The organism is Brachybacterium halotolerans, assembly GCF_016623465.1.
GTDB lineage: Bacteria > Actinomycetota > Actinomycetes > Actinomycetales > Dermabacteraceae > Brachybacterium > Brachybacterium halotolerans.
Map to the genome: position 1 here is coordinate 39,809 of NZ_JAEDAJ010000015.1, position 20,239 is coordinate 60,047.

19 protein-coding genes are annotated in these 20,239 nt (G+C 70.2%); 7 read left to right on the forward strand and 12 right to left on the reverse strand.

The annotated features are described in order from the left end of the window. Nucleotides 1-131: 131 nt before the first annotated feature. Both I8D64_RS16050 and I8D64_RS16055 read right to left on the reverse strand, forming a co-directional pair. Nucleotides 132-1,175 (reverse strand): Gfo/Idh/MocA family protein, encoded by a 1,044-nt coding sequence (locus I8D64_RS16050; protein WP_200503810.1) that lies wholly within the window; start codon nt 1,173-1,175, stop codon nt 132-134. Further along, nucleotides 1,169-2,158, reverse strand: coding sequence for a Gfo/Idh/MocA family protein (locus I8D64_RS16055; protein WP_200503811.1), 990 nt, complete (start codon nt 2,156-2,158; stop codon nt 1,169-1,171). Before I8D64_RS16055 ends, I8D64_RS16050 begins: the two co-directional genes overlap by 7 nt. Nucleotides 2,159-2,327: 169 nt before the next feature. On the opposite strand from I8D64_RS16055, the gene I8D64_RS16060 reads away from it, so the two are divergent. Then, nucleotides 2,328-3,479, forward strand: coding sequence for a pirin family protein (locus I8D64_RS16060; protein ID WP_200503812.1), 1,152 nt, complete (start codon nt 2,328-2,330; stop codon nt 3,477-3,479). Further along, nucleotides 3,476-3,949 (forward strand): GNAT family N-acetyltransferase, encoded by a 474-nt coding sequence (locus I8D64_RS16065; RefSeq protein ID WP_200503813.1) that lies wholly within the window; start codon nt 3,476-3,478, stop codon nt 3,947-3,949. Before I8D64_RS16060 ends, I8D64_RS16065 begins: the two co-directional genes overlap by 4 nt. 37 nt (nt 3,950-3,986) lie before the next feature. Here I8D64_RS16065 and dld read toward each other — a convergent pair whose 3' ends face one another. Both dld and I8D64_RS16075 read right to left on the reverse strand, forming a co-directional pair. Further along, nucleotides 3,987-5,729: a D-lactate dehydrogenase gene (gene dld, locus I8D64_RS16070; RefSeq protein WP_200503814.1), complete on the reverse strand. Its 1,743-nt coding sequence runs from the start codon at nt 5,727-5,729 to the stop codon at nt 3,987-3,989. Between the two features lie 172 nt (nt 5,730-5,901). Further along, the gene (locus tag I8D64_RS16075) at nt 5,902-6,273 is read right to left on the reverse strand and encodes an MmcQ/YjbR family DNA-binding protein (RefSeq protein WP_200503815.1); all 372 of its coding nucleotides are present in this window, start codon (nt 6,271-6,273) and stop codon (nt 5,902-5,904) included. Nucleotides 6,274-6,487: 214 nt separating this feature from the next. Between I8D64_RS16075 and I8D64_RS16080 the strand changes: the two genes are divergently transcribed. Both I8D64_RS16080 and I8D64_RS16085 read left to right on the forward strand, forming a co-directional pair. Further along, entirely contained in the window at nt 6,488-6,799 is a 312-nt protein-coding gene (locus I8D64_RS16080; protein WP_200503816.1) for a putative quinol monooxygenase, read from the forward strand. Between the two features lie 349 nt (nt 6,800-7,148). Beyond that, nucleotides 7,149-8,033, forward strand: coding sequence for an alpha/beta hydrolase-fold protein (locus tag I8D64_RS16085; protein WP_200503817.1), 885 nt, complete (start codon nt 7,149-7,151; stop codon nt 8,031-8,033). A 172-nt stretch (nt 8,034-8,205) separates the two neighbouring features. Here I8D64_RS16085 and I8D64_RS16090 read toward each other — a convergent pair whose 3' ends face one another. Both I8D64_RS16090 and I8D64_RS16095 read right to left on the reverse strand, forming a co-directional pair. Continuing rightward, nucleotides 8,206-9,387 carry a PQQ-dependent sugar dehydrogenase gene (locus I8D64_RS16090; RefSeq protein WP_200503818.1) on the reverse strand — a complete coding sequence of 394 codons (1,182 nt, stop codon included), beginning with the start codon at nt 9,385-9,387 and terminating at the stop codon, nt 8,206-8,208. Nucleotides 9,388-9,403: 16 nt separating this feature from the next. Next, entirely contained in the window at nt 9,404-9,973 is a 570-nt protein-coding gene (locus tag I8D64_RS16095; RefSeq protein WP_200503819.1) for an NUDIX domain-containing protein, read from the reverse strand. A gap of 125 nt (nt 9,974-10,098) precedes the next feature. Here I8D64_RS16095 and I8D64_RS16100 point away from each other — a divergent pair, with 125 nt between their 5' ends. Together I8D64_RS16100 and I8D64_RS16105 are read left to right on the forward strand one after the other, a co-directional pair. Further along, nucleotides 10,099-10,530: an acyl-CoA thioesterase gene (locus I8D64_RS16100; RefSeq protein ID WP_200503820.1), complete on the forward strand. Its 432-nt coding sequence runs from the start codon at nt 10,099-10,101 to the stop codon at nt 10,528-10,530. A 70-nt stretch (nt 10,531-10,600) separates the two neighbouring features. Next, the gene (locus I8D64_RS16105) at nt 10,601-11,626 is read left to right on the forward strand and encodes an HD domain-containing protein (protein ID WP_200503821.1); all 1,026 of its coding nucleotides are present in this window, start codon (nt 10,601-10,603) and stop codon (nt 11,624-11,626) included. A gap of 161 nt (nt 11,627-11,787) precedes the next feature. Here the strand turns inward: I8D64_RS16105 and I8D64_RS16110 are convergent, their stop codons facing one another. The 6 genes from I8D64_RS16110 to I8D64_RS16135 all read right to left on the reverse strand — a co-directional run bounded on the left by I8D64_RS16110 (nt 11,788) and on the right by I8D64_RS16135 (nt 18,845). Further along, nucleotides 11,788-12,798 carry a Gfo/Idh/MocA family protein gene (locus I8D64_RS16110; RefSeq protein WP_200503822.1) on the reverse strand — a complete coding sequence of 337 codons (1,011 nt, stop codon included), beginning with the start codon at nt 12,796-12,798 and terminating at the stop codon, nt 11,788-11,790. Between the two features lie 102 nt (nt 12,799-12,900). Next, the gene (locus I8D64_RS16115; protein ID WP_200503823.1) at nt 12,901-13,878 is read right to left on the reverse strand and encodes a Gfo/Idh/MocA family protein; all 978 of its coding nucleotides are present in this window, start codon (nt 13,876-13,878) and stop codon (nt 12,901-12,903) included. 133 nt (nt 13,879-14,011) lie between these two features. After that, complete coding sequence (locus I8D64_RS16120; RefSeq protein WP_200503824.1) at nt 14,012-15,397, reverse strand: extracellular solute-binding protein; 1,386 nt, start codon at nt 15,395-15,397, stop codon at nt 14,012-14,014. Between the two features lie 162 nt (nt 15,398-15,559). Continuing rightward, nucleotides 15,560-16,936, reverse strand: coding sequence for a twin-arginine translocation signal domain-containing protein (locus I8D64_RS16125; protein WP_200503829.1), 1,377 nt, complete (start codon nt 16,934-16,936; stop codon nt 15,560-15,562). Beyond that, nucleotides 16,933-17,853 carry a carbohydrate ABC transporter permease gene (locus tag I8D64_RS16130; RefSeq protein ID WP_200503825.1) on the reverse strand — a complete coding sequence of 307 codons (921 nt, stop codon included), beginning with the start codon at nt 17,851-17,853 and terminating at the stop codon, nt 16,933-16,935. Before I8D64_RS16130 ends, I8D64_RS16125 begins: the two co-directional genes overlap by 4 nt. After that, the gene (locus I8D64_RS16135) at nt 17,853-18,845 is read right to left on the reverse strand and encodes a carbohydrate ABC transporter permease (RefSeq protein WP_200503826.1); all 993 of its coding nucleotides are present in this window, start codon (nt 18,843-18,845) and stop codon (nt 17,853-17,855) included. The genes I8D64_RS16130 and I8D64_RS16135 overlap by 1 nt, the downstream gene beginning before the upstream one ends. A gap of 304 nt (nt 18,846-19,149) precedes the next feature. Between I8D64_RS16135 and I8D64_RS16140 the strand changes: the two genes are divergently transcribed. Continuing rightward, nucleotides 19,150-20,239, forward strand: a 1,090-nt coding sequence (locus tag I8D64_RS16140) for an ROK family protein (protein ID WP_200503827.1), incomplete at its 3' end; no start/stop codon positions are given.

The window sequence follows — 20,239 nt, forward strand, 5'->3', positions numbered from 1 at the left end:
GGCCCGGGCTGCGATCAACACCGGCCCGTCCGCGACAGGACCTTCGGGGAGAGAACGTTCGGGAGAGAACGCGGCGGGCGAACCGATCGGGCGCGGGATCGGCGGTCGGTCAGCGCTCGATCAGAGGTGGATCAGAGGTCGGCGAGCGCGACGGGCTGTCCGGTGCGCACGGACTCCTGCGCTGCGGCGACGATCTTCACGGTCCGCAGGCCGGCCTCACCGCTCGGTTCGACGTCGCTGCCGCTCCCCTGGCGCACGGCGTCGAGGAACGCATCGAGCATGAGCTCGTCGAGGTTCGCGCCGTACGGCAGCCACTGGTCGAATCCGCCCACGTGCTGCGAGAAGGGGTCTACGGCGAGCAGCCCCTGGGTGCCGACGGCCTGGATGGTGACGCCTCCCCAGGTGGGGGCGTCGGCCGGCTGCGACCAGGAGCAGTCGATGGTCGCGACCAGCCCGTCGGGGTAGGTGAGGGTGACGAGTCCGCCGGTCTCGGCGCCGTCCCCGGCGCGGTCGGCGAAGAGGATCCGGTTGGTGACGGCGTGGACGGTCTGCGGCTCCCCGAACACGGAGTCGAGGATCTGGGCGATGTGCACGGTGTGGTCCACGAGCGCGCCGCCGCCGGAGAGCTCGACGTCGGTGAACCAGTCGCGGCCCGTGGGCAGTTTGCCGTTGTTGGTGCCGGTCACGCCGACGACCTCGCCGATGCTGCCGCGCGCGACGGCCTCGCGCAGGGATGCAACCTGCGGGGCGAAGTGCACGGGGAAGGCGGTCATGAGCAGCACTCCCGCCTCGCGGCAGGCCTCGACCATCTGCTCGGCGTCGGCGACGGTGGTCGCCAGCGGCTTCTCGCACAGCACGTGCGCGCCGCGTCGCGCGGCCTCGAGGACGAGATCGCGGTGGTGGGCGTTCGCGCTGGTGACGACGACGGCGTCCGGCCCGTGGGACCACGCGTCGAGCGCCTCCTCGTGGCTGCCGACGATCCGCGAGCGCTCGGAGACGTGCACGTCGCCGAAGCCGTCGGGGTCGGAGACGACGAGGTCGACGTCCTCGCGGGCATCCAGCAGGGACGCGTAGCCCGCGGCGTGGGTGTGGGCGCAGCTGAGCAGGGCGATGCGCAGGGGGCGGTCCGCCGCGTGCTCGGGCCGGTCGGCCACCTGGTCGTCCGCGGTCAGCATGCGATCCTCCGTCCGGTCGCGATGGATTCGAGGGCGGCGAGCGCGACCTCGACCGCCGTGACGCCGTCGGCCCCGCTCACGCGCGGGGCGGAGCCGGTCTCGAGGGTCGCGACGGCGTCGCGGATCTCTAGCGCGTAGGGGCTGGCCATGCCGGAGACGTCGGGCAGGTAGTCGCCGCCGGAGCTGCGGCCGGCGATGGCGACCTCGTCCCAGGAGACGCCGTCGCCGCTCGCCGAGTCGTACTCGAGGCGGCCGCCGTCCCCCGCGAGGGAGAACGTGTAGCGGAAGACGGTCCCGGGTGCGCCCCAGAGCCCGCGGCAGTGGCTGATCGCGCCGCCCTCGTGGGTGAGGGCCACGTGGGCCGTGCGCAGGGAGCCGTCCTCGCCGCGCCGGTTCTGCTGGGCGAACACGCTGGTCACGGGGCCGGCCATCCAGATGGCCTGGTCGAGGTCGTGGATCATCTGGTCCATGACGATGCCGCCCGAGCGGGACTCGTCGGCGAACCAGGGCTGCCTCGGCATCGCGCCGGTGCGCTCGAAGCGCAGCACGGCCGGTGTGCCGATCGCGCCGCGCTCGATCGCCTGCTTCGCCGCCGCGTACTGCGGGAAGAAGCGGACCACGTGCGCGGGGAACAGCAGACGTCCCGCGCGCTCGGCGTGCTCGACCAGGTCGCGGGCGTCCTGCGCACGCAGCGCGAGCGGCTTCTCGCAGACCACGTCGCGCCCGGCATCGAGCGCCTGGTGGACGATCCCGGGGTGGCTGGGGGTGGGGGTGCAGACGTCGACGACGTCGACCGCGGCGAGCAGCTCGTCGAGGTCGTCGTGGAGGATCGCGCCGAACTGCTCGGCGAAGGCCTCGGCGCCCTCGAGGCTGAAGGCGTGCAGTTCGGCGCCGGCATCGATCCAACCGGGGGCATGCGCGCGGGAGATCCCGCCGGTGCCGATGATGCCGGCACACAGGCGGCCGACGGGTGGGGCAGTCATCTCGCTCCTCAGAGGGGTCATCGCGGAGGGTGCCGTGGCTCACTCGGCTGGTCCTCGAATCTACCGTCGGGCCCGACGACCGGCAACACGACCCGCGGCCCGTCCGACTGCCGGGCACGGATGCCCGCGCATAGGCTGGACCTGCGCCGGCGCGCAGAGGGAGGCGACGATGTCGACGACGGAGAAGCATCCGCGCGAGCTGCTGTGCTCGGCCGCCCCGGGCACGGATCTGACCGCACGAGCGTCCGGACGAGACGCCCCGCGCCCGAGCGTGCTCACCCCGCGCGACGTGCCGCTGGGCGGGCCGCGCGCGATGACCGTGCGCCGCACCTTGCCGCAGCGGGCCCGCTCGCTCATCGGCCCCTGGTGCTTCGTCGACCATTTCGGCCCTGACGACGTCGCCGCGACCGGCGGCATGGCCGTCCCGCGTCACCCGCACACGGGCCTCGCGACGGTGACGCTGCTGTTCGAGGGGCAGATCGACCACATCGACTCCACGGGGTTCGCGAACACGGTGCGCCCGGGCGAGGTGAACCTGATGATCGCCGGCCGCGGCGTCTCCCACTCGGAGTTCTCGACCGCGAGCACCACCGTGCTGCACGGCGTGCAGCTCTGGTACGCGCTCCCCGATGCCGAGCGCGGCGGCCCGCCCGCCTCCCAGCACCACGTGGCCCCGCTCGTCGACGTCGGCGGCGCGGCGGTGCGCACCTATCTCGGGCGGCTCGCCGGGAGCGGCTCCTCCCCCATCGTCACCCGCACCCCGGCCCTCGCCGCCGAGATCCTGCTACCGGCGGGCGCACATCTCGAGCTCGCGCTGGATCCGACCTTCGAGCACGGCCTGCTCGTGGACACGGGCGCGGCACGGGTGGGCGCGGGTGCGGGAGTCGGCGTGGGCCCGGGCGGCGATGCCGCCGTCGACCTCCCTGCCGACCACCTCGCGCACGTCGAGGTCGGCGCCGACGCGCTGAGCATCGACGCCGGTCCGGAGGCGACGCGTCTGATCCTCCTCGGCGGGCCGCCCTTCGCCGAGGAGATCGTCATGTGGTGGAACTTCGTGGGCCGCAGCCACGAGGAGATCGCCGCATTCCGTGCGCAGTGGCAGCGCGAGATCGGTGGGGAGGACGACGACGCGGCGCTCGAGGCGGCAGGTCCGACGGCGGCGGCAGGTCCGGCGCCGAGCCCGTCGGCCATCCCCCGCTTCGGACCGTTCCCCGAGGGCACGCCCGCTCCCCTGCCGGCGCCCACGCTCCCGAACGCGCGCATCACAGCCCGCCGCCGGCCCCGCATTCCCGCAGACCCTCACGAAGGAGACCCCCAATGAGCGAGAGCCCGACCCCCGAGACGCCCGGTGCGCCGGACCCCGATGGCGCGCACCCCGCCGCACCGGACGAGACCGAGCCGGACACGACCGCGCAGGACGCCGCCGCGCCCGAGGCGGAGGCCGACGGCACGCCCGATCGTGCCTTCATCCGCGACAACCCCGGGAAGAGGCGGTTCGACGTCTTCGTCGGGGAGCACCATGCCGGGTTCTCGAAATACCGCGACGTCGACGTCGACGGCGCCGACGCCCCGCAGCGCATCTTCTTCCACACCGTCGTCTTCGACGAGTACGAGGGCCGAGGGCTCGCCTCCACCCTCACCCGCACGGCGCTCGAGCAGACGGTGCGCGAGGGGCGGCGGATCGTCGCCGTCTGCCCGTACGTGGCGCGCTGGGTCGAGCACCACGAGGAGGCGGCCGCGCACGTCGACGCGGTGCAGCCCGAGCACCTGGCCGCGATCGAACAGGTGTGAGCGGGGCCGGCCGCCAGCTCCGGGCCGGGAGCTGCCGTCAGCCGTGGGCCGGCGCGTCCGCCCAGTCCCTGTGCGCCGTGGTCTCGCCAACGCCCGCGTTGAACATGTTGCGCGGGTCCATCTCGCGGAAGTGCTCGACCATCGGCTCGGGCGCGGGGTAGATGCGCCCGTAGTTGTGCTCGGCGGGGACGGCGGCGCCGCGGTCCTCGAGCAGCGTCCTCATGCGCTTCTTGAGGGCCACGGGGTCCACGCCCGCCTTCGCCACGTGGTCCTGGTGCATCACGTGGCAGAAGAAGTGCCCGAAGTAGACGCTCTCCAGCAGCTGGTCGGCGATCTCCGCGGGCAGCACCTCGAGCCAGTCCTCGTCGTCGCGGCGCAGCGCCACGTCGAAGGTGACCATGGCCGACGCCTCCTCGCGGTGCATCGTGAAGTACCGGCCGGCGGCGCTGGCCACGCCGAAGCGGATGAGGGTGGCGCTCTGGGCCTCGTCGGCGTCGCACTCGAAGAACTCGCCCTCGTGCTCGGGCGCGGCGAAGAAGTCGGTGAGCAGGCGCTGCGTGGCCTCGCGCTCGCTGCCGCTGACGACGAGCAGCAGGTGATGCTCGAAGCGGTCGCGGAAATCGAGCAGGCGCTTCGGGAGCTTCTCGGGGATCAGGCCGAAGAGCTTCTGGGAGATCTCGTCGGCGACCGAGGGACCGAAGCCCGGGAGTTTCTCGAAGACTCCGTTCGCCCAGCTCTTGAGGGCGAACATGCGCACCAGGGTGCGGCTGCCGGCGTGCTTGAGGGAGACGTAGGTGTCCTTGCCGTACTCGGCGGCGAGGTCGAAGGCGTGGGAGCTCATGTACTCCCCGGAGATCGGCAGCGGGCCGTCGGAGGCGAGGAACGTGCGGCGCAGCGCCTCCAGATCGGAGGGCCGGTCGGTGCCGATGTAGAAGGTCGCCTTGTCCGTCTCGAGCGGGAACGTGCGGGTGCGCACCGCGAACACCATGAGCTTGCCGGCGCAGCCCGAGGCCTCGAACAGGAACTTCGGGTTCGCGTTGTACCGGGCGGGGGTGTCGGCGATCTCGCGCACGTGGTCCGCGTAGTCGGTGCCGGTCGAGTCCTCCGGCGGAGGGGTCACGTCGGCCGGGTCCCAGTCGCCGCGCTGGACCTTGTCGAGGATATGAGTGGGGTCGGTGCCGAGGTCGATGCCCAGGTGGTTGACCAGGTGGATCGTGCCGTCCTCGTCGACCCGGGCGAACAGCGCGTGCTCGGTGAACGCGGGGCCCTTGCGGATCTGGCTGCCTCCGGAGTTGTTCGCGATCCCGCCGACGACGGACGCGCCGATGGAGCTCGAGCCGATCACCGAGTGCGGCTCGCGTCCGTGCTCGGCGAGGGTCTCCTCGAGCTCGAAGAGGGTGGCGCCGGCCAGGCAGATCGCCTCGCGGGCGTCGTTGATGAGATGGATCTGGTCGATCCGCAGCGTCGAGATGATGACGATGTCGCGGTCGTAGTCCTGGTCGCCGGGGCCGGAGCCGCCGGTCAGGCCGGTGTTGGCCGCCTGGGTGATGACGATGAGGTCGTGGTCGACGCACACCTGCAGGGCGCGCCACATGTCCACGAGGGAGCCCGGGCGCAGCACGGCCAGTACGTCGCCGGAGCCGAAGCGGTCGCCGGTGGCGTAGGGGGCGGTCGCACGCTTCGAGGTGAGCACGTGCGAGGACCCCATGATCTGGGCGAAGGCGTCGAGGGCCTGCGCGGATGCGGCGCTCGTGGATCCCTGGTTCCGCCGTGTGCTCATGTCCGGATGCTCCATCGCTGTCGGGGATTCTGTGCGGCCGCGGGGCCATCGGCCAGCGTAACCATCCAACGACGGTCCGCCGGGAATGGCGAGGGCCGTTCTCGGACCGCGAGAGGCGGGAGAGGCGGAAGAGGCGCGAGATGCGGGAGGGGCGCGAGATGCGGGGACCGCTTCACTCCCCCGGGTGCAGGGACTGCGGGGCGCGCGCGTCCCAGGCGTCCTCGAGCAGTTCGCGGAGGTCCTCGTCCTCGACGGTCTCCAGGCGGACCAGCACGCTCGGGTGGTCGCGGTAGTGGTCGGTGGTGAAGAAGCGGTCGGGGCGGGCGGCGATGAGCGCCTCGCGCTCGCCGACGTCATGGCACCAGGCCACGAGGATCTCGGCGTCGGGGCCGACGACCCGGTCCACGATCTCGGCGCGGCGCGGGCCGCGGACGGTCGCGAACACCTTCCCGGCCACACGGAAGGCCGGGGAGCCGTAGGAGGTCGACTCCTCGACCTGGGGCAGGGCGGTCGCGAGGCGGCGGACGTCGTCCAGAGTGCTCATCGTGGTCTCCTCCGACGGAGCGCGGACCGGGTGCTCGGCGGCCTGCAGGACCGGGCGGCTCTGCTCGGTGCGATCTGGCGCGAGTGGTCCGCCCAGTGGTTGTCCCAGCATCGCACGGTCCACATCCTGGGGTGCGCTCGATGCCGCTGAGCTGGATTGATACGTTCGAGCCACCGGCGGGAGGCCGCCGGACCGACGCGAAGGAGCTGTCCCGATGACCGTCATCGTCACCGCCGTGTTCTACCCCCAGGCCGGGAAGAAGCAGGAGCTCGTGCAGGCCATGCAGCGAGGCATCGCCGCCGTCCACGAGGAGCCCGGCTGCGAGCTCTACTCGATCCACGACGCCGAGGACGGCACCATCACCATGATCGAGAAGTGGACGACCGTCCAGGACCTCGACACCCATGGCGCGGGCGAGGCCGTCGGCATCCTCAACGGGGACATCGCCGAGCTCATCGAGAAGCCCACCCTGGTCACTCGCATGACTCCGCTGCCCTCCGGCACCGAGGCGCAGGGCGCGATCTGACGGAGCGGACCGGACCTGCGGGCGACGCCGAGCCTGAGATCTGGCCGCCCCGCCGTTCCGACCACTTCGACCGCGAGGTCTCGACAGACCCCGTGCACCTCGCGTGGTCACAGACCCCGTGCACCACGCGTGGTCATAGGTCGGTCGCGTGCTCTCTTCGCCGTGACCCGACGTGTATGACGACGCGAAGTGCACGCCCCCGCTGGAGACCGACTTTTCGGCCGGTGCGCGCGAACGCTGATTCCGCCCTTCAGACCGGCGGGAGCACAGGGTCAGGACGCCCGGCCGGAGGCTCGACCGCCCGGGAAATGCGTTGCCGGCTCGTGCCCGGCGCCCTAGCGTCAGCCGCGTGAGCACGATCGTCCCGTTCCGCGCCCTGCCCCTCGATCTCGAGGATGTCGTCTACGCGCACGGGCCCGATTCCGCTCGCGCCCCGGGCGTGTCCCCCGGCACGACCGAGGAGATCGCGCTCGAGGACAGCGCACTGTTCCCCGGTACGCACCGACGGATCTGGATCCACACGCCCGCGACCATCGCTCCCGGTGACCCCACCGGTGTGGTCGTCTTCCAGGACGGCGGCTGGTACCTGGACCCCGAGGGCGAGGTGCGCGGCGGCATCGTCCTGGACAACCTGACCGCCTCGGGCGCCATCCCGCCGACCATCGGCGTCTTCGTCGAGCCCGGCACACGGCGCACCAGCGCTGAGCCCGGTTCGGAGCAGAGTGCGGAGCCTGCGCCCAGGCAGCGCAACCTCGAGTACGACGCGGCCGACGACACCTACGCCCGCTTCCTCCTCGAGGAGGTGCTCCCCCTGGTGAGGGCGCGCAGGAGCATCCTCGGTGACCCCCGTCGCACGATCCTGTGCGGCGGCAGCAGCGGCGGCGACTGCTCCTTCACGGCCGCCTGGCACAGGCCCGACGCGTTCGGCGGCGCCATCTGCTGCCTCTCGAGCGTCGCGCAGATGCCGGAGGGCAACCCCTATCCGGCGCTGATCGCGTCGACTCCCCGGCGACCGCTGCGGTTCTTCCTGCAGATCGGCCAGCGGGACCTGAACCACAACCAGCCGCAGATGAACTGGCTCGCCGAGAACCTGCGCACCGCGGCATCCCTCGCGGAGGCCGGCTACGACCTGCGGATCGAGCTCGGCGACGGCGGGCACAGCCCGAACCACGGCGGGGTGGTGCTCCCCGATGCGCTGCGCTGGATGCTCCGGGGCCCCGTGCACCACGCGTAGTCATAGGTCGGGTCGCGTGCTCTATTCGTCGTGACCCGACGTATGACTACGCGAAGTGCACGCCCCCGCTGGAGATCGCCGGCCGGGAGCGTCCCGACTCATCCGGAACCGTGCCCTTGCGCGTCGGCCCGGGTCCCCTCCGCCCTCGGCCACTCCGCGAGAGCCCGGCGCCTCATCCGGTGCTCACCCGCAGCAGACGGTCGTCGCCGTCAGAAGGCGAGCCGCGACCGTCGGTGTTGTTCGTGAGCACCCACAGGGAGCCGTCCGGGGCGATGACCGCGTCGCGCAGCCGGCCATGTGCACCGACCAGTCGCGGCGTCGAGGTCGAGAGGTCGCTCAGAGGCACGTCGATGAGGCGCTCGCCGCGCAAGGCGGCGATGTGGATCGTGCCGTGCGAGATCGCGATGCCGCTCGGGCTGGCGTCCGAGGGGTGCCACTGCTGCTGGGGGTCGACAAGGCCGTCCTCGTGGGCGATGCCCTCGGCCGTAGGCCACCCGAAGTTCTTCCCGGCCTCGATGACGTTGAGCTCGTCCCAGGTGTCCTGACCGAACTCGCTCGAGTACATCGTGCCGTCCTCGTCCCAGGCGATGCCCTGCGGGTTGCGGTGCCCGAAACTGAACACGGGCGAGGCCGGGAAGGGGTTGTCCCCGGGCACGGACCCGTCGGCCTCGAGCCGCAGGATCTTCCCGGCGAGTGCGTCCACGTCCTGCGCGGCGTCCCTGTCCCCGGCGTCGCCGGCTGTTGCGTAGAGCTTCCCGTCCGGCCCGAAGGCGAGGCGCCCGCCGTTGTGGTTCGCGGCCGACGGGATCCCGCCGAGCAGGGTCGTCGCCTCGCCGAGTCCCAGCAACCCGGGTGCGCCCGTGATCTCGAAGCGCTGGATACGGCTGCCGTCCGCGGAGGTGGAGTGCGCGAACAGAGCTCCGTCGCGCACAGCGATGCCCAGCAGTCCGGCTTCGCCCTGCGGGGCGACGCCGGGGATCGTCGCGACGGTGCGCAGGGACCCGTCCGGTGCCCGTTCGAGGATGCGGGCGCTGTCGCGCTCGCTGATCAGCGGAGTCTGCCCGTGGAACGCGATGGACCAGGGCGCCTCGAGGCCCTCGGCGAGGACCTCGACGTCCTCGGCGCCGCGCGACGAGGCGCCGCCCTCGTCCGTTGGCGATCCGCCTCCGTCCGACGACGATCCGCTGCTGTCGGTCGCATGGTCCTCGGACTCGCTCCCCTGCGGTGACGTCCCGGTATCGGTGCAGGCGGCGAGCCCTCCGAACGCGAGGAGAGAGAACGCTGCGGCGGACCGGCGGGTCAGGCGCGGTGTGCCGTCGTCGCTCTCTCGGTATGGATGGTCGGTGATGCGCATGCCGCCTCCTCGCGGTTCAGCGTCCTCCTGCGATCATCCCCGTGATCCAGTGCGGATGCACCCCTCCACCGAGCTGCTCGAGCGCAACGAACGGGCTCAGCCACACGGGCTCGTAGGTGCCGTGGGCCTCGGCGTCCCGATCCGTCTCGGGCCATCCCAGGCGCAGAGGGAGCCGGCGGCGGGCGCGGCCGAGGTAGATCCACTGCTCGCCCTCGACGATGACGCTGCTGGTCACGAGCTCCACGTCGTCGCCTCGCAGTCCTGTCTCCTCGGTGAGTTCGCGCAGCGCGCCGGCCAGCGGATCGGCGTCGTCCGGTTCGAGGCCGCCGCCGGGGAGCACGCCATAGGGATCGCGGCCGGGTCGAGTGCGAAGGATCATCACGATCGCCGAGTCGTCGGGCGAGAGGACGAGCATCCGCGCCCGCGAAGGAGACAGGGCCGGGGACTCCTCAGCGCGCCGGATCGCGACGTCGACGTCCCAGAGCAGGCGCCCGGCCCCGTGCCTCCCGTGCCCACCGGCTTCGCGACCTTCGCGGTCCTCACGGCCTTCGCCGTCCTCGCCGACTTCGCGGTCCTCGCTGACCATGCATCCGATCCTGCCATCCTGCGTCCCGCCCGTGCCGCCTGCCCCGGCACTCGCTGCGCCGCCCAGTACAGGCTGCGCCACACAGTCTTCATGCGGACGTGCGGCGATCTCTACGATGTCCAGACATGGAGACTTCCCCGTCCGAGCCGGTCATGTCCTTCCGCACCCGCAAGTGGGTGCGCCCCGAGGACCTCAACGCCAACGCCACTCTCTTCGGCGGCAGCCTGCTGCGCTGGATCGACGAGGAGGCGGCCGTCTACGCGATCATCCAGCTGGGCCACCAGCGCGTGGTCACGAAATTCATGTCGGAGATCGTGTTCGTCTCCTCGGCCCGCGAGGGCGACATCGTCGAGATCGGCCTGGTCGCGACCAAGTTCGGACGCACCTCCCTGACGATGCGCGCCGAGGCCCGGAACCTGTTCACCCAGCAGAGCATCCTCACGATCGACGAGCTCGTGTTCGTCAACGTCGACGAGGACGGGCGGCCCGCGCCGCACGGCTACACGGAGATCACCTACGACCGCGATCGAGTGCCTCGGGGCGATCTGCAGCGGTGAGCCGGTCGGCTGCGCACGACTGACGAGCCGGAGCTGCCGGCCGATGGCGACGATGACGGAAGGACACGACATGCGCGGGATCGACGCCGATACCCTGGGGCTGGACGGACGCTGGTTCGATCCCGTCTGGCGCCTCGAGGTCGAGCTGACCCCGCTGGAGCTCGAGCTGCTGGACACCTGGTGGGTGCGGCGCCTGGCTTTCGTCGCCCACGCCGGCATCGCCTCGTTCACCACCACCCAGAGCTATTCGCGCATCGAACACTCCCTGGGGGTCCTCGCGCTCACGGCGCACTTCGCGCCGGATGATCGCGCGGCTCGTGCGACGGCGCTCCTGCACGACATCGGGCATCTGCCGTTCAGCCACACCCTCGAGGGGCTCGGTGGGCTCGACCATCACACGATCGGCCGCGAGCGGATCGCCGAGCTCGATCCGGTGCTGCGGCGGCACGGCGTGGAGGCCGAGGAGATCATCGCGATCGACGAGGGCGAGCGACTCTCTCCCCTGACCAACTCCTCCGGCGCCCTCACGCTCGACCACCTCGACTCGTTCCTGCGCAGCGGCCAGGTGCACGGACGCACCACCACATCCCCACGCGAGATGCTCGGACGGATGCGCCTGGTCGACGGGGCCGTGGACACCGACGAGCAGACGGCCGACGAGCTCGTGGACCTCATCGTCGCGGAGGCCCGCCACCAGCGCGCGCCCTCCAACGTCGTCCCGATCGCCGTGCTGAAACACCTGGTCACCAACGCTCTCGATGCGGGAGCGTCGTTCGACGCGGCGGACCTGGCTCAGATGACCGACGGCGAGCTGTGGGCCGCGCTGCTCGCCGACCCCGCCACGGGCGAGGGGACGAGGGAGCTGCGGGCGCACCCGCGTCGATGGCGGATGGACACCCTGCCTCCAGAGCCCCCGCCCACGGAGACCCTTCCCACGGATGCGCCCTCCGACGGGTCGGACGCGGGCGCACTGCACGTGCGCATCCGCCGTGGCTATCTCGCGCTGCCCACGGTCGACGGGGCCATGATCACCGATCCGCGGATCACCGCCCTCGACGACGCGCTGCCCTTGCACCTGCGTGTCGTGCGTGCCTGACGAGCCCCGGGGGCGTCGTGCGGGTGTGAGCGGCCGCGGATCCGGCGGATCCTCCATCAGTCACGAGACGCAGAGGGAGGCCGGGTGGCGCACGGTGTGCGACGCCCGACCTCCCTCTCATCCGCCGTGGAGCGGCGGATGCCTGTTCTCAGCCCGAGGGCTCAGGCGCTCATGACCTCCGCGGCGGCACCGGTGCGGGCGCTCTCGTAGGCGGCGAGGATGATGCCGAGCACGGCGATGCCCTCCTCCTCGGTGTTGAGCGGGCGCTTGCCGGTCTCCAGGCAGGTCACGAAGTCGGCGATCTCCGCGGCGAAGGTGTCGATGGGCTCGGCCGCGAACACCTGCTCCTCGTCCTCCGCACGCAGCTTCACGCGCAGGGTGGAGCCGTCGGAGCTCAGCGAGCCCTTCTCGCCCACCACGGAGAAGCGGTCGGTGCCGGGCGCCGCCTGGTAGGCCCAGGAGGTGACGAGCTGGCCCACGCTGCCGTTGTCGAAGCGCACCAGGACCTGTGCCGAGTCCTCGCCCTCCATGAACGTCAGGCGGTGGGTCGACATCATCGAGAAGACCTGCTTCGGACGGCCGCCCGAGAGGTGCATGAGCAGGTAGGTCGGGTGGTAGCCCGTGTCGATGTACTCGCCGCCGCCGCTGGTGGCGGTGTGGGCGCGCCAGCCCATGTTCTCCGGGTCGAAGTCGTTGAAGAACGAGTCGGTGGTGCGCACCTCGTAGACGTCGCCCAGGGCACCGGAGTCGATGACCTCCTTGGCCTTGGCGACGGCCGGCATGAACAGCTGGTTGTGCGCGCACATGAGGGTGACGCCGGCGGCGTCGACGGCCGCGCGGACCTCGGCGGCCTCCTCGGCGGTGAGGCACAGGGGCTTCTCGCACAGGATGTGCTTGCCGGCGTTGGCCGCCGCGACGATCGCGGGCTTGTGCAGGTGGTGCGGCAGGCAGATGTCGACGGCGTCGACGTCGGGGTCCTGCACGAGCTCGGTGAAGTCCGAGTAGCCCTTGGCGCCGATCTCCTCGGTGCGCAGCGCGAGGGTCTCGGGGTTCGCGTCGGCGATCGCGACCACGCGCGCGCGGTCGGGGATCGTGGAGTAGCCCTTGAGGTGGGCGTTGGCGATGCCGCCGCCGCCGATGAGGCCGATGCGGACGGGAAGGGTGACGGTCATGGGGGTGCTCCTTCGTGAGCGGATGTCAGGGGTATGTCAGGGGTGGGGTGGGGCGGGTCCTGCAGCAGGTGCAAGCTTCGGCGGACCGTGCCTGCTGCCCGGTCAGATCCCGGCGTCGGCGTTCGCGGCGACGACCAGGGCGGTGAGGGCGCGGGCCCGGGCGAGGTTCTCGAGCGTCGGCTCGCCGGTGCGGATCGCCTGGACCCACTGCCAGAACGGCGCGTCGATGTCGCTGGGGACCTCGACCTCGGTGGTGCCCTCACGGGTGGTCAGCAGCATCGTCTCGCCACCGAAGCCGTAGAGCAGCGAGCCCTCGGTGCCGTGGACCTCGATGGTGAAGCCACTGGCAGGGGTCACGAACCCGGTCTCGATGACGCCGATGGCGCCGTCGGGCGTGGTGATCGTGACCGACGCGTTGTCCTCGACGCCGCGCCCGGTGATGTCCGTATAGCTCGAGCGGACGCTCGAGGCGTCCTCCCCCAGGATCAGCTGGGTGAGGTAGACGGGGTGGGCGGCGAGGTCGGAGAACGCGCCGCCGATGGCCTCGGCCGGGTCGTAGAAGCGTGCGGGCAGCCAGTCGCGGGTCGAGCCGTCGTGAGCGAGCCGCACGCGCGCGTAGGTGATGCGGCCCAGAGTGCCGTCCCCGAGGATCTTCCGCAGGGCCACGGTGTAGCCGTGGGACAGCCGGGGCAGGGACACGGTGAGCGCCACGCCCGCCTCGCCGGCCGCGTCGATGAGGGCGTCGCAGCCCTCGACGCTCGGCGAGAGCAGCTTCTCGGTGAACACGTGCTTGCCCGCGGCGATGACCTTGCCGAGGATCTCGTCGTGCACGGTGGTGGCGGTGGTGTTGGTGACGCCGTCGAGGTCCTCGCGGGCCAGCAGGGCGTCGAGATCGGCCTCGAAGGGCACGCCCAGGCGCTCGGCGAGCTCCTGGCCGCGCGCGGTGTCGTCGTCCCAGACGGCGACGAGCTCCGTGTCCGGGTGCTCGATCGCCGCCCGACCGTACTCCTCGGCGTGCACGTGCCAGGCGGAGAGCACGGCGATGCGCAGGGGCGCTGCCGCGGTGGAGGGGGAGGTCATGGAGAAGATTCCTGCTTCCGTCTCGTGGGGTTGGTGCTTTCCTGACCGGCCGACGGGGCCGGGGGTCTGTGGTCCGGCCGAAGGGCCGGGGATCGGGGATGCGGTGCGAAGAGTGCGGCCGACGGGCCGACGTTCACTGGTCTTCGTCGGGGATCTGCTGGGGCTTCCCGTAGGTGTCGGGCATCGTGTAGCCGGGGAACAGGTCCATCTTCGGGGCGACCATCGACTGGTTCTCGTCGATGGCCTGCTGAGGGGTCTTGGAGCCGAGGGCGACGGATGTCTTCGCCCGGTCGAGCGTGTCGGACGCGGCGGAGCCGGCGGGGATCGGCGGGCGCGAGGTGGAGTTCGGCAGCATCTGGCGGAACAGCTCGGCGTCGGGGTCGTACTTCTTCTCGGTGATCGCCCGCAGGTGCGTGGGCAGGCTGCCGAGCTTCGGGACCACGATCGACTGTCCCGCGAAACCGGTGAAGTGCTTCATGAACTCCCAGGTGGTGCGAGACATGTTCGATCCCTTGGGCAGGACCAGCGAGAACCCGCCGGACCACGTGTACGTGGGGTCGCCGTCCTTCGCGACCGGCAGCCAGGTCCATGTCAGTGGCAGCTTCGGGGCGTACTTCTTGTTCCCGGAGATCTGCCAGGGCCCGCCCGTGGTGATCGCGAGATGCTCGCCGAACACGGCATTCTGGGTGGGCGGCGCGTTGGGGGGCTGATAGGTCGCGAAGAATGCGTCGACCCGGGAGTAGGGGAACTCCTCAGCCCAGTCCGCGTAGAGGTCGAACACGGACTTCCACTGCGGGGAATCGAGCACCACCTGACCGGTCTCGTTGTCGTAGACCTGCGCGTCCAGGCCGAACGCCCAGGTGTAGGGCATGCCCTGGTCGGCCCAGGGCGCGAATCCGAGGCGGTCGTAGTTCCCACGGGAGTCCTGGTGGGTGATCTGCCGCGCGGCGTCGCGCAGCTCGTCCCAGGTGAGGACGTGCTGCTCGGGGTCGAACATGTCGAGGTCGAGTCCCGAATCCTTCAGCACGTTCTCGTTGAAGAGCAGGCCACGGGCGTCCGTGGAGGTGGGCAGCCCGTAGAGCTTCCCGTCGTAGGTCAGCTCGTCGATGGCGAACTGGATCCACTGGGATTTGAACTCCTCGGGCGAGACGTCCTCGAACTTCTCGATGAGGGTGTCCACGGGCTCGAGCAGACCGATGGAGGCGTTCTGCACCGCGTTGAAGCGATCCATCCACCACACGTCCGGCGCGGTCCCGCCCCTCACCGCGGTGATGATCTGACTCATGTCGGCCGAGCCACTGGAAGGCACTTGGTCGATGCTGACCTGCGCTCCCGCCCCCGCGTCGGTGGCCAGGAAAGCATCGCGCGCCGCTTCGTCCTTGTCCTTGTCCGCGGCGCCCATCCCCCAGTAGCGCACGGTGCGCGGCCCGCTCGGTCCACTGCCCGCGCACGAGGTCGCGCCCAGCCCTGCCGCGAGGGCGACGCCGGCACCGGTGAGGAGCTGTCGTCGGTCGAGCATGGGGCCTCCCTTCCGAGGGCGTGGGCATCTGGATCGCGGGTGGGCCGTGCTCCGTGTGCACAGTGCGCGACGGAGAGCAGCGGCAACGGTGGGTGTCGGGAGTATCCGCAGGGAGCGCCGGGGCGGTCCCGACTCGGGCTGAGCGAGCCGGGACGCGCTCCGTCAACTGCCGGGGACCGGGCTGGGCTTGCCGTAGGTGTCCGGCATCTTGAAGCCCTCGAACAGTTCCATCTTGGGGCCGATCCTCGCTTGATTCGTCTTGACGGCCTGGCCCGGTGTCGACGAGCCCAATGCGACCGAGCTCTTCGTGGACGTCAACGCGTCCCACATCGCCGAGCCCACGGGAAGGGGAGGACGACACGTCGAGTTCGGGAGCATCGTGCGGAACAGCTCCGCCTTGGGGTTGTACTTCTTCTGCGTGATCGCCTTCAGGTTCGTCGGCAGGTTGCCGAACTGGGGAACGACGATGCTCTGTCCCTCGAGACCTGCGTAGAACTTCATGAACTCCCACAGCGTCTTGGTCATGTTCGCGCCCGTCGGGACCACGAGGGAGCCGCCTCCCGACCAGGTGTAGGTCGAGTCGCCCTCCCTCGCGACCGGCAGGTACGTGAACTTGAGCGGCAGCTTGGGGGCGTACTTCTCGTTGGCGCTGATCTGCCAGGGACCCGTGGTGTCGATGCCCAGGTGACCGCTGAACATGGCCGTCTGCGAGGGCGGCGCGTTCGGCGGCTGGTAGGTCGCGAAGAACGCGTCGACAGAGGCGTAGGGATACTTCTCGGCCCAGTCCGCATAGAGCTGGTACACCGACTCCCACTGCGGGGAGTCGAGCGTGACGGTCGACGCGGCGTTGTCGTACGCCTGCGCGTCCAGTCCGAATCCCCACGTGTAGGGCCAGCCCTCGGAGAGCCACGGTGCGAAGCCGAAGCGCTCGTAGTTGCCGCGCTTGTCGATCTTCACGATCTTCTCGCAGGCGTCGCTGAGCTCGTCCCAGGTGATGACGTGGTTCTTCCAGTCAAAGAGGTCCAGGTCGACCCCTGCGTCCTTGAGCACGTCCTCGTTGTAGAGAAGTCCGCGAGCGTCCGTCGTGGTGGGCAGGCCGTAGAGCTTCCCCTCGTAGGACAGCTCGTCGATGGAGAACTGGATCCACTGGGACTTGAACTCCTCGGGCGAGACGTCCTCGTACTTCTCGATGAGGTCGTCGATGGACTCGAGGAGGCCGATGGACGCGTTCTGCACCGCGTTGAACCGGTCCATCATCCACAGATCGGGAGCGGAGCCGCCGCGCACTGCGGTGATGATCTGACTCATGTCCGCGACGCCGCTGGAGGGGACCTGATCGACGTAGATCTCGGCGTTCTTGCCGGCATCGGTCTTTTTGAACGCCGCGATGACCTGATCGTCCTTGTCCTTGTCCGCGGCTCCGAGTCCCCAATAGCTGACCACGTTGGGGCCCGATGCCGGGCTCGACGCACAAGCGCCCAGGCCCAGGGCAGCGCCGGCGGCCGTTGCGCCGGCCAGGAAGGATCGCCTGGAGATCACTTGAAGCCTCCGATCGTGATGCCGCGGATGAAGTACCGCTGGAAGATGAAGAACAGGAGCAGCAGCGGCACGATCACCAGGAACGAAGCGGCCATCAGCTGGTTGAAGGTGACGTCCTGGGCATTGACCGAGCGGAAGGTCTGCAGACCGATCGAGAGCGTCTGGACCTTCTGGTCCTGCAGGTAGATCAGCGGCCCCATGAAGTCGTTCCACGACCCGACGGCCGAGAAGATCGCGACCGTGGTGAGCGCCGGCATGGCGGTCGGGAACGCGATGCGCCACAGGATCGTCCACTCGCTCGCGCCGTCCACGCGCGCCGCATCCAGCATCGGCTGGGGGATCTGCTTGAGGAACTGACGCAGCAGGAACACGTAGAAGGCACTGCCGAACATGGCCGGGAGGATCAGCGGGAACAGCGTGTTCACGAGCCCCAGGCGCGCCCACATGTCGAACATCGGGATCAGCGTGACGGGGAACGGCAGGAACAGCGTCGCGATGACGACGTAGAAGAGCTTGTCCCGCCCCGGCCAGTCGATGCAGGCGAAGCCGTAGGCGATGATGAAGTTCGAGATCACCGAGAGCACCACGACCGAGACCGTGATGATCGCCGAGTTCGCGAAGAACGTCAGGAACGGCATCGCCGTGACGGCCTTGACGAAGTTGCTGAACTCCGGGGCGTGGGGCCACAGCGTCGGCGGGAACTTCGCGAGCTCCTCGTTCGACTTCAATGCCGACACGATCATCCAGTACAGCGGCATCAGGAACAGGATGCTCAGGATGATCATCACGATACGGGCGGTGAGCGTCGAGTACCACGAACGCTTCGTCCCGTCGGCCCGGCGGTTGTACGCCTCGGCGTTGGCCTTCTTGCGCTGCGGAGAGATGTTCTCCGCAGGAGTCTGGATCATGGTGCTCATCAGCCGGCCTCCACGTCGTAGTTCACGAACCGGCGCGAGAGCCAGTAGACGAGCAGGGCCAGGGCCAGCCCCACCAGGAAGAGGATCACCGCGAGCGCGGATGCGTACCCGAGCTCGGCGAAGCCGAAGGCGTTCTTGTAGAGGTACATCATGTAGAACAGCGCACCGTTGTCGGGATCGCCCGTTCCGTTCGTGACGATGAACGCCTCTGTGAACACCTGCAGGGAACCCGAGATACCGGTGATCAGGTTGAACAGAAGGACCGGTGAGAGCAGCGGGAACGTGATCGAGAAGAACTGGCGCAGAGGACTCGCGCCGTCGACGCGCGCCGCCTCGTAGATCGTCTTGGGGATGTTCCGCAGACCGGCCAGGAAGATGAGGGCGGCGTTGCCCGCTCCCAGCTGCGCCATGAGGATGATCGCGATCTTGACGCCCGTGGGATCGCCCAGAAGGTTGACGTTGGCGCCGCCGAACAGGTTCAGCACCCGGTTGAACACGCCGAACTGCGGGTTCAGGAACACGATGAAGATGAAGGACATGGCGAACGCCGGGATGAGCGAGGGCGCGTAGAAGATTGTCCGGTACCACGCGACCTCCCGGACGTTCTGGTTCATCGCGATCGCGAGCACCAGGGAGATGATGAGGCCCAGCGGCACCGCGATGATCGCGTAGAACAGCGTGTTGGAGGCGGCCTTGCCCACCAAGGGATCCGTGAACGCCGTGACGTAGTTCTGGATCCCCACCCAGGTGGGCGCCTCCATCCCCGAGTACCGCGTGAAGCTCAGCGCGATCGAATAGACGACCGGGTAGATGATGAAGACCAGCACCCCGATGATCCAGGGCGAGATGAACAGCAGCCCGGTGCGCAGCTTGCGACGCTGACCGGCGTTCAGGCCGCGTGAACGGCGGGTCGGTGGGGCCGCGGTCTGGACCCCGGCGCTCACTGCACTCGCGGGGCCGGCCGGTGGGCCGACGGTGTCGGTGACACTCATCGTGGTTCCTTCCTCGGTCTCGGCGCGTCCTCGGGGCGCGTCGGGCTCTGTGCTCACGGGGAGCCGGAGCGGGAACGGTGGGTGGGTACGTGTTGTCGTGGGGCGTGGGCCGGACGGCGATGTCGAGGGGCCCGCGGGATCGGCCACGCTGGGTGCGTGACCGGGAAGCGGCGGCGTGGGACGGGAGCCGTGTCGATGCGGTCCGTTCCGCATCGCGGTCCGTTCCGCGCCTCTCGGTGACGTACATTACTCACACTGTTGGACTAAAGGCAACGGGGCTCGCCCCGCAGTGGAAGGAGCGCTCGTGCGCGGGTCATCCATGCCGGACATCGGCGCCAAGAACGAGCTGGTCGTGCTCGATGCGATCCGCAGCGCGCCCGAGGGCAGCTCGCAGTCCGAGGTGGTGCGCCGCAGCGGTCTCTCGCGGCAGGCGGTCAGCCTCATCACCCGTCGGCTCATGGATCGCGGCCTCGTCGAGACCGACGGCACGCTCTCCGCGGGCCGGGGGAAGCCGCGCACCGTGCTGCGCGTCGTGCCGTCGTCGCTGCTCGCGGCCGGCGTGCATCTGGATCCCACAGGGATCACGCTGGTCATCGTCGATCTGGGGGCGAACGTCGTCGCGGAGAAGGCTCTCGGGCCACCGGGCTCGGACCCCGATGCAGGAGTGGCGCGTATCGCGGCGGGCCTCGAGGAGCTGCTCGCGACGATGTACGAGGACGGCTGGCGCACGCCCGGTGGACAGAGCGCGAGGGAAGCGCTGCTGGGCGTCGGCGTCGCGGCTCCCGGCGGGCTGGATTGGCGGCGCGGTGTGCTCGTGGACCCGCCCTGGATGCCGGACTGGTGGGACACCCCGCTCGTGGAGATGCTCTCGCGGGCCACGGGACGCACGGTCCTCCTGGACAAGGACACGAACGCGGCGCTCGCGGCGGAAATCTGGGCGAGCGAGCGTCTGAGCGAGCAGACGCTGCTGTACGTCTACGTGAGCGCGGGAGTCGGCTCGGCGGTCTCGAGCGCGGGCCGCGTCCAGCGCGGCTCGACCACGCAGGCCGGGGAGATCGGACATCTGCCGACGGGACTGGAGGGCCCCGTGTGCGGCTGCGGCCGGCGCGCCTGCCTCTCGATCTTCACGGACGTGCACGCGATGCTGCGCCGGGTCGATGCCGCACAGGACGAGCTCTCCTCCGCGTCCCTCGAGGCCGACGGCGAGCGCCTGGAGGCTCTGCTCGCGGCGGCGACGTCGGGCGACCGGCTCGCCGCGCGGATCGCACAGGAGCACGGCACCGCGCTCGGCGAGGCGCTGCGCACCCTGATCGGGATCCACGACCCGCACCGCGTGATCATCGGAGGTCCCTACTGGCGCGCGCTCGAGCCGTTCGCCATGTCGCAGGTGCTCG

Excerpts from the sequence above, each read along its gene's own strand:
- I8D64_RS16050 (WP_200503810.1), bottom strand. The coding sequence starts at position 1,175 with ATGCTGACCGCGGACGACCAGGTGGCCGACCGGCCCGAGCACGCGGCG.
- I8D64_RS16105 (WP_200503821.1), top strand. The coding sequence starts at position 10,601 with ATGCGCGGGATCGACGCCGATACCCTGGGGCTGGACGGACGCTGGTTC.
- I8D64_RS16055 (WP_200503811.1), bottom strand. The coding sequence starts at position 2,158 with ATGACTGCCCCACCCGTCGGCCGCCTGTGTGCCGGCATCATCGGCACC.
- I8D64_RS16060 (WP_200503812.1), top strand. The coding sequence starts at position 2,328 with ATGTCGACGACGGAGAAGCATCCGCGCGAGCTGCTGTGCTCGGCCGCC.
- I8D64_RS16095 (WP_200503819.1), bottom strand. The coding sequence starts at position 9,973 with ATGGTCAGCGAGGACCGCGAAGTCGGCGAGGACGGCGAAGGCCGTGAG.
- I8D64_RS16135 (WP_200503826.1), bottom strand. The coding sequence starts at position 18,845 with ATGAGTGTCACCGACACCGTCGGCCCACCGGCCGGCCCCGCGAGTGCA.
- I8D64_RS16065 (WP_200503813.1), top strand. The coding sequence starts at position 3,476 with ATGAGCGAGAGCCCGACCCCCGAGACGCCCGGTGCGCCGGACCCCGAT.
- I8D64_RS16090 (WP_200503818.1), bottom strand. The coding sequence starts at position 9,387 with ATGCGCATCACCGACCATCCATACCGAGAGAGCGACGACGGCACACCG.
- I8D64_RS16115 (WP_200503823.1), bottom strand. The coding sequence starts at position 13,878 with ATGACCTCCCCCTCCACCGCGGCAGCGCCCCTGCGCATCGCCGTGCTC.
- dld (WP_200503814.1), bottom strand. The coding sequence starts at position 5,729 with ATGAGCACACGGCGGAACCAGGGATCCACGAGCGCCGCATCCGCGCAG.
- I8D64_RS16130 (WP_200503825.1), bottom strand. The coding sequence starts at position 17,853 with ATGAGCACCATGATCCAGACTCCTGCGGAGAACATCTCTCCGCAGCGC.
- I8D64_RS16120 (WP_200503824.1), bottom strand. The coding sequence starts at position 15,397 with ATGCTCGACCGACGACAGCTCCTCACCGGTGCCGGCGTCGCCCTCGCG.
- I8D64_RS16075 (WP_200503815.1), bottom strand. The coding sequence starts at position 6,273 with ATGAGCACTCTGGACGACGTCCGCCGCCTCGCGACCGCCCTGCCCCAG.
- I8D64_RS16110 (WP_200503822.1), bottom strand. The coding sequence starts at position 12,798 with ATGACCGTCACCCTTCCCGTCCGCATCGGCCTCATCGGCGGCGGCGGC.
- I8D64_RS16080 (WP_200503816.1), top strand. The coding sequence starts at position 6,488 with ATGACCGTCATCGTCACCGCCGTGTTCTACCCCCAGGCCGGGAAGAAG.
- I8D64_RS16100 (WP_200503820.1), top strand. The coding sequence starts at position 10,099 with ATGGAGACTTCCCCGTCCGAGCCGGTCATGTCCTTCCGCACCCGCAAG.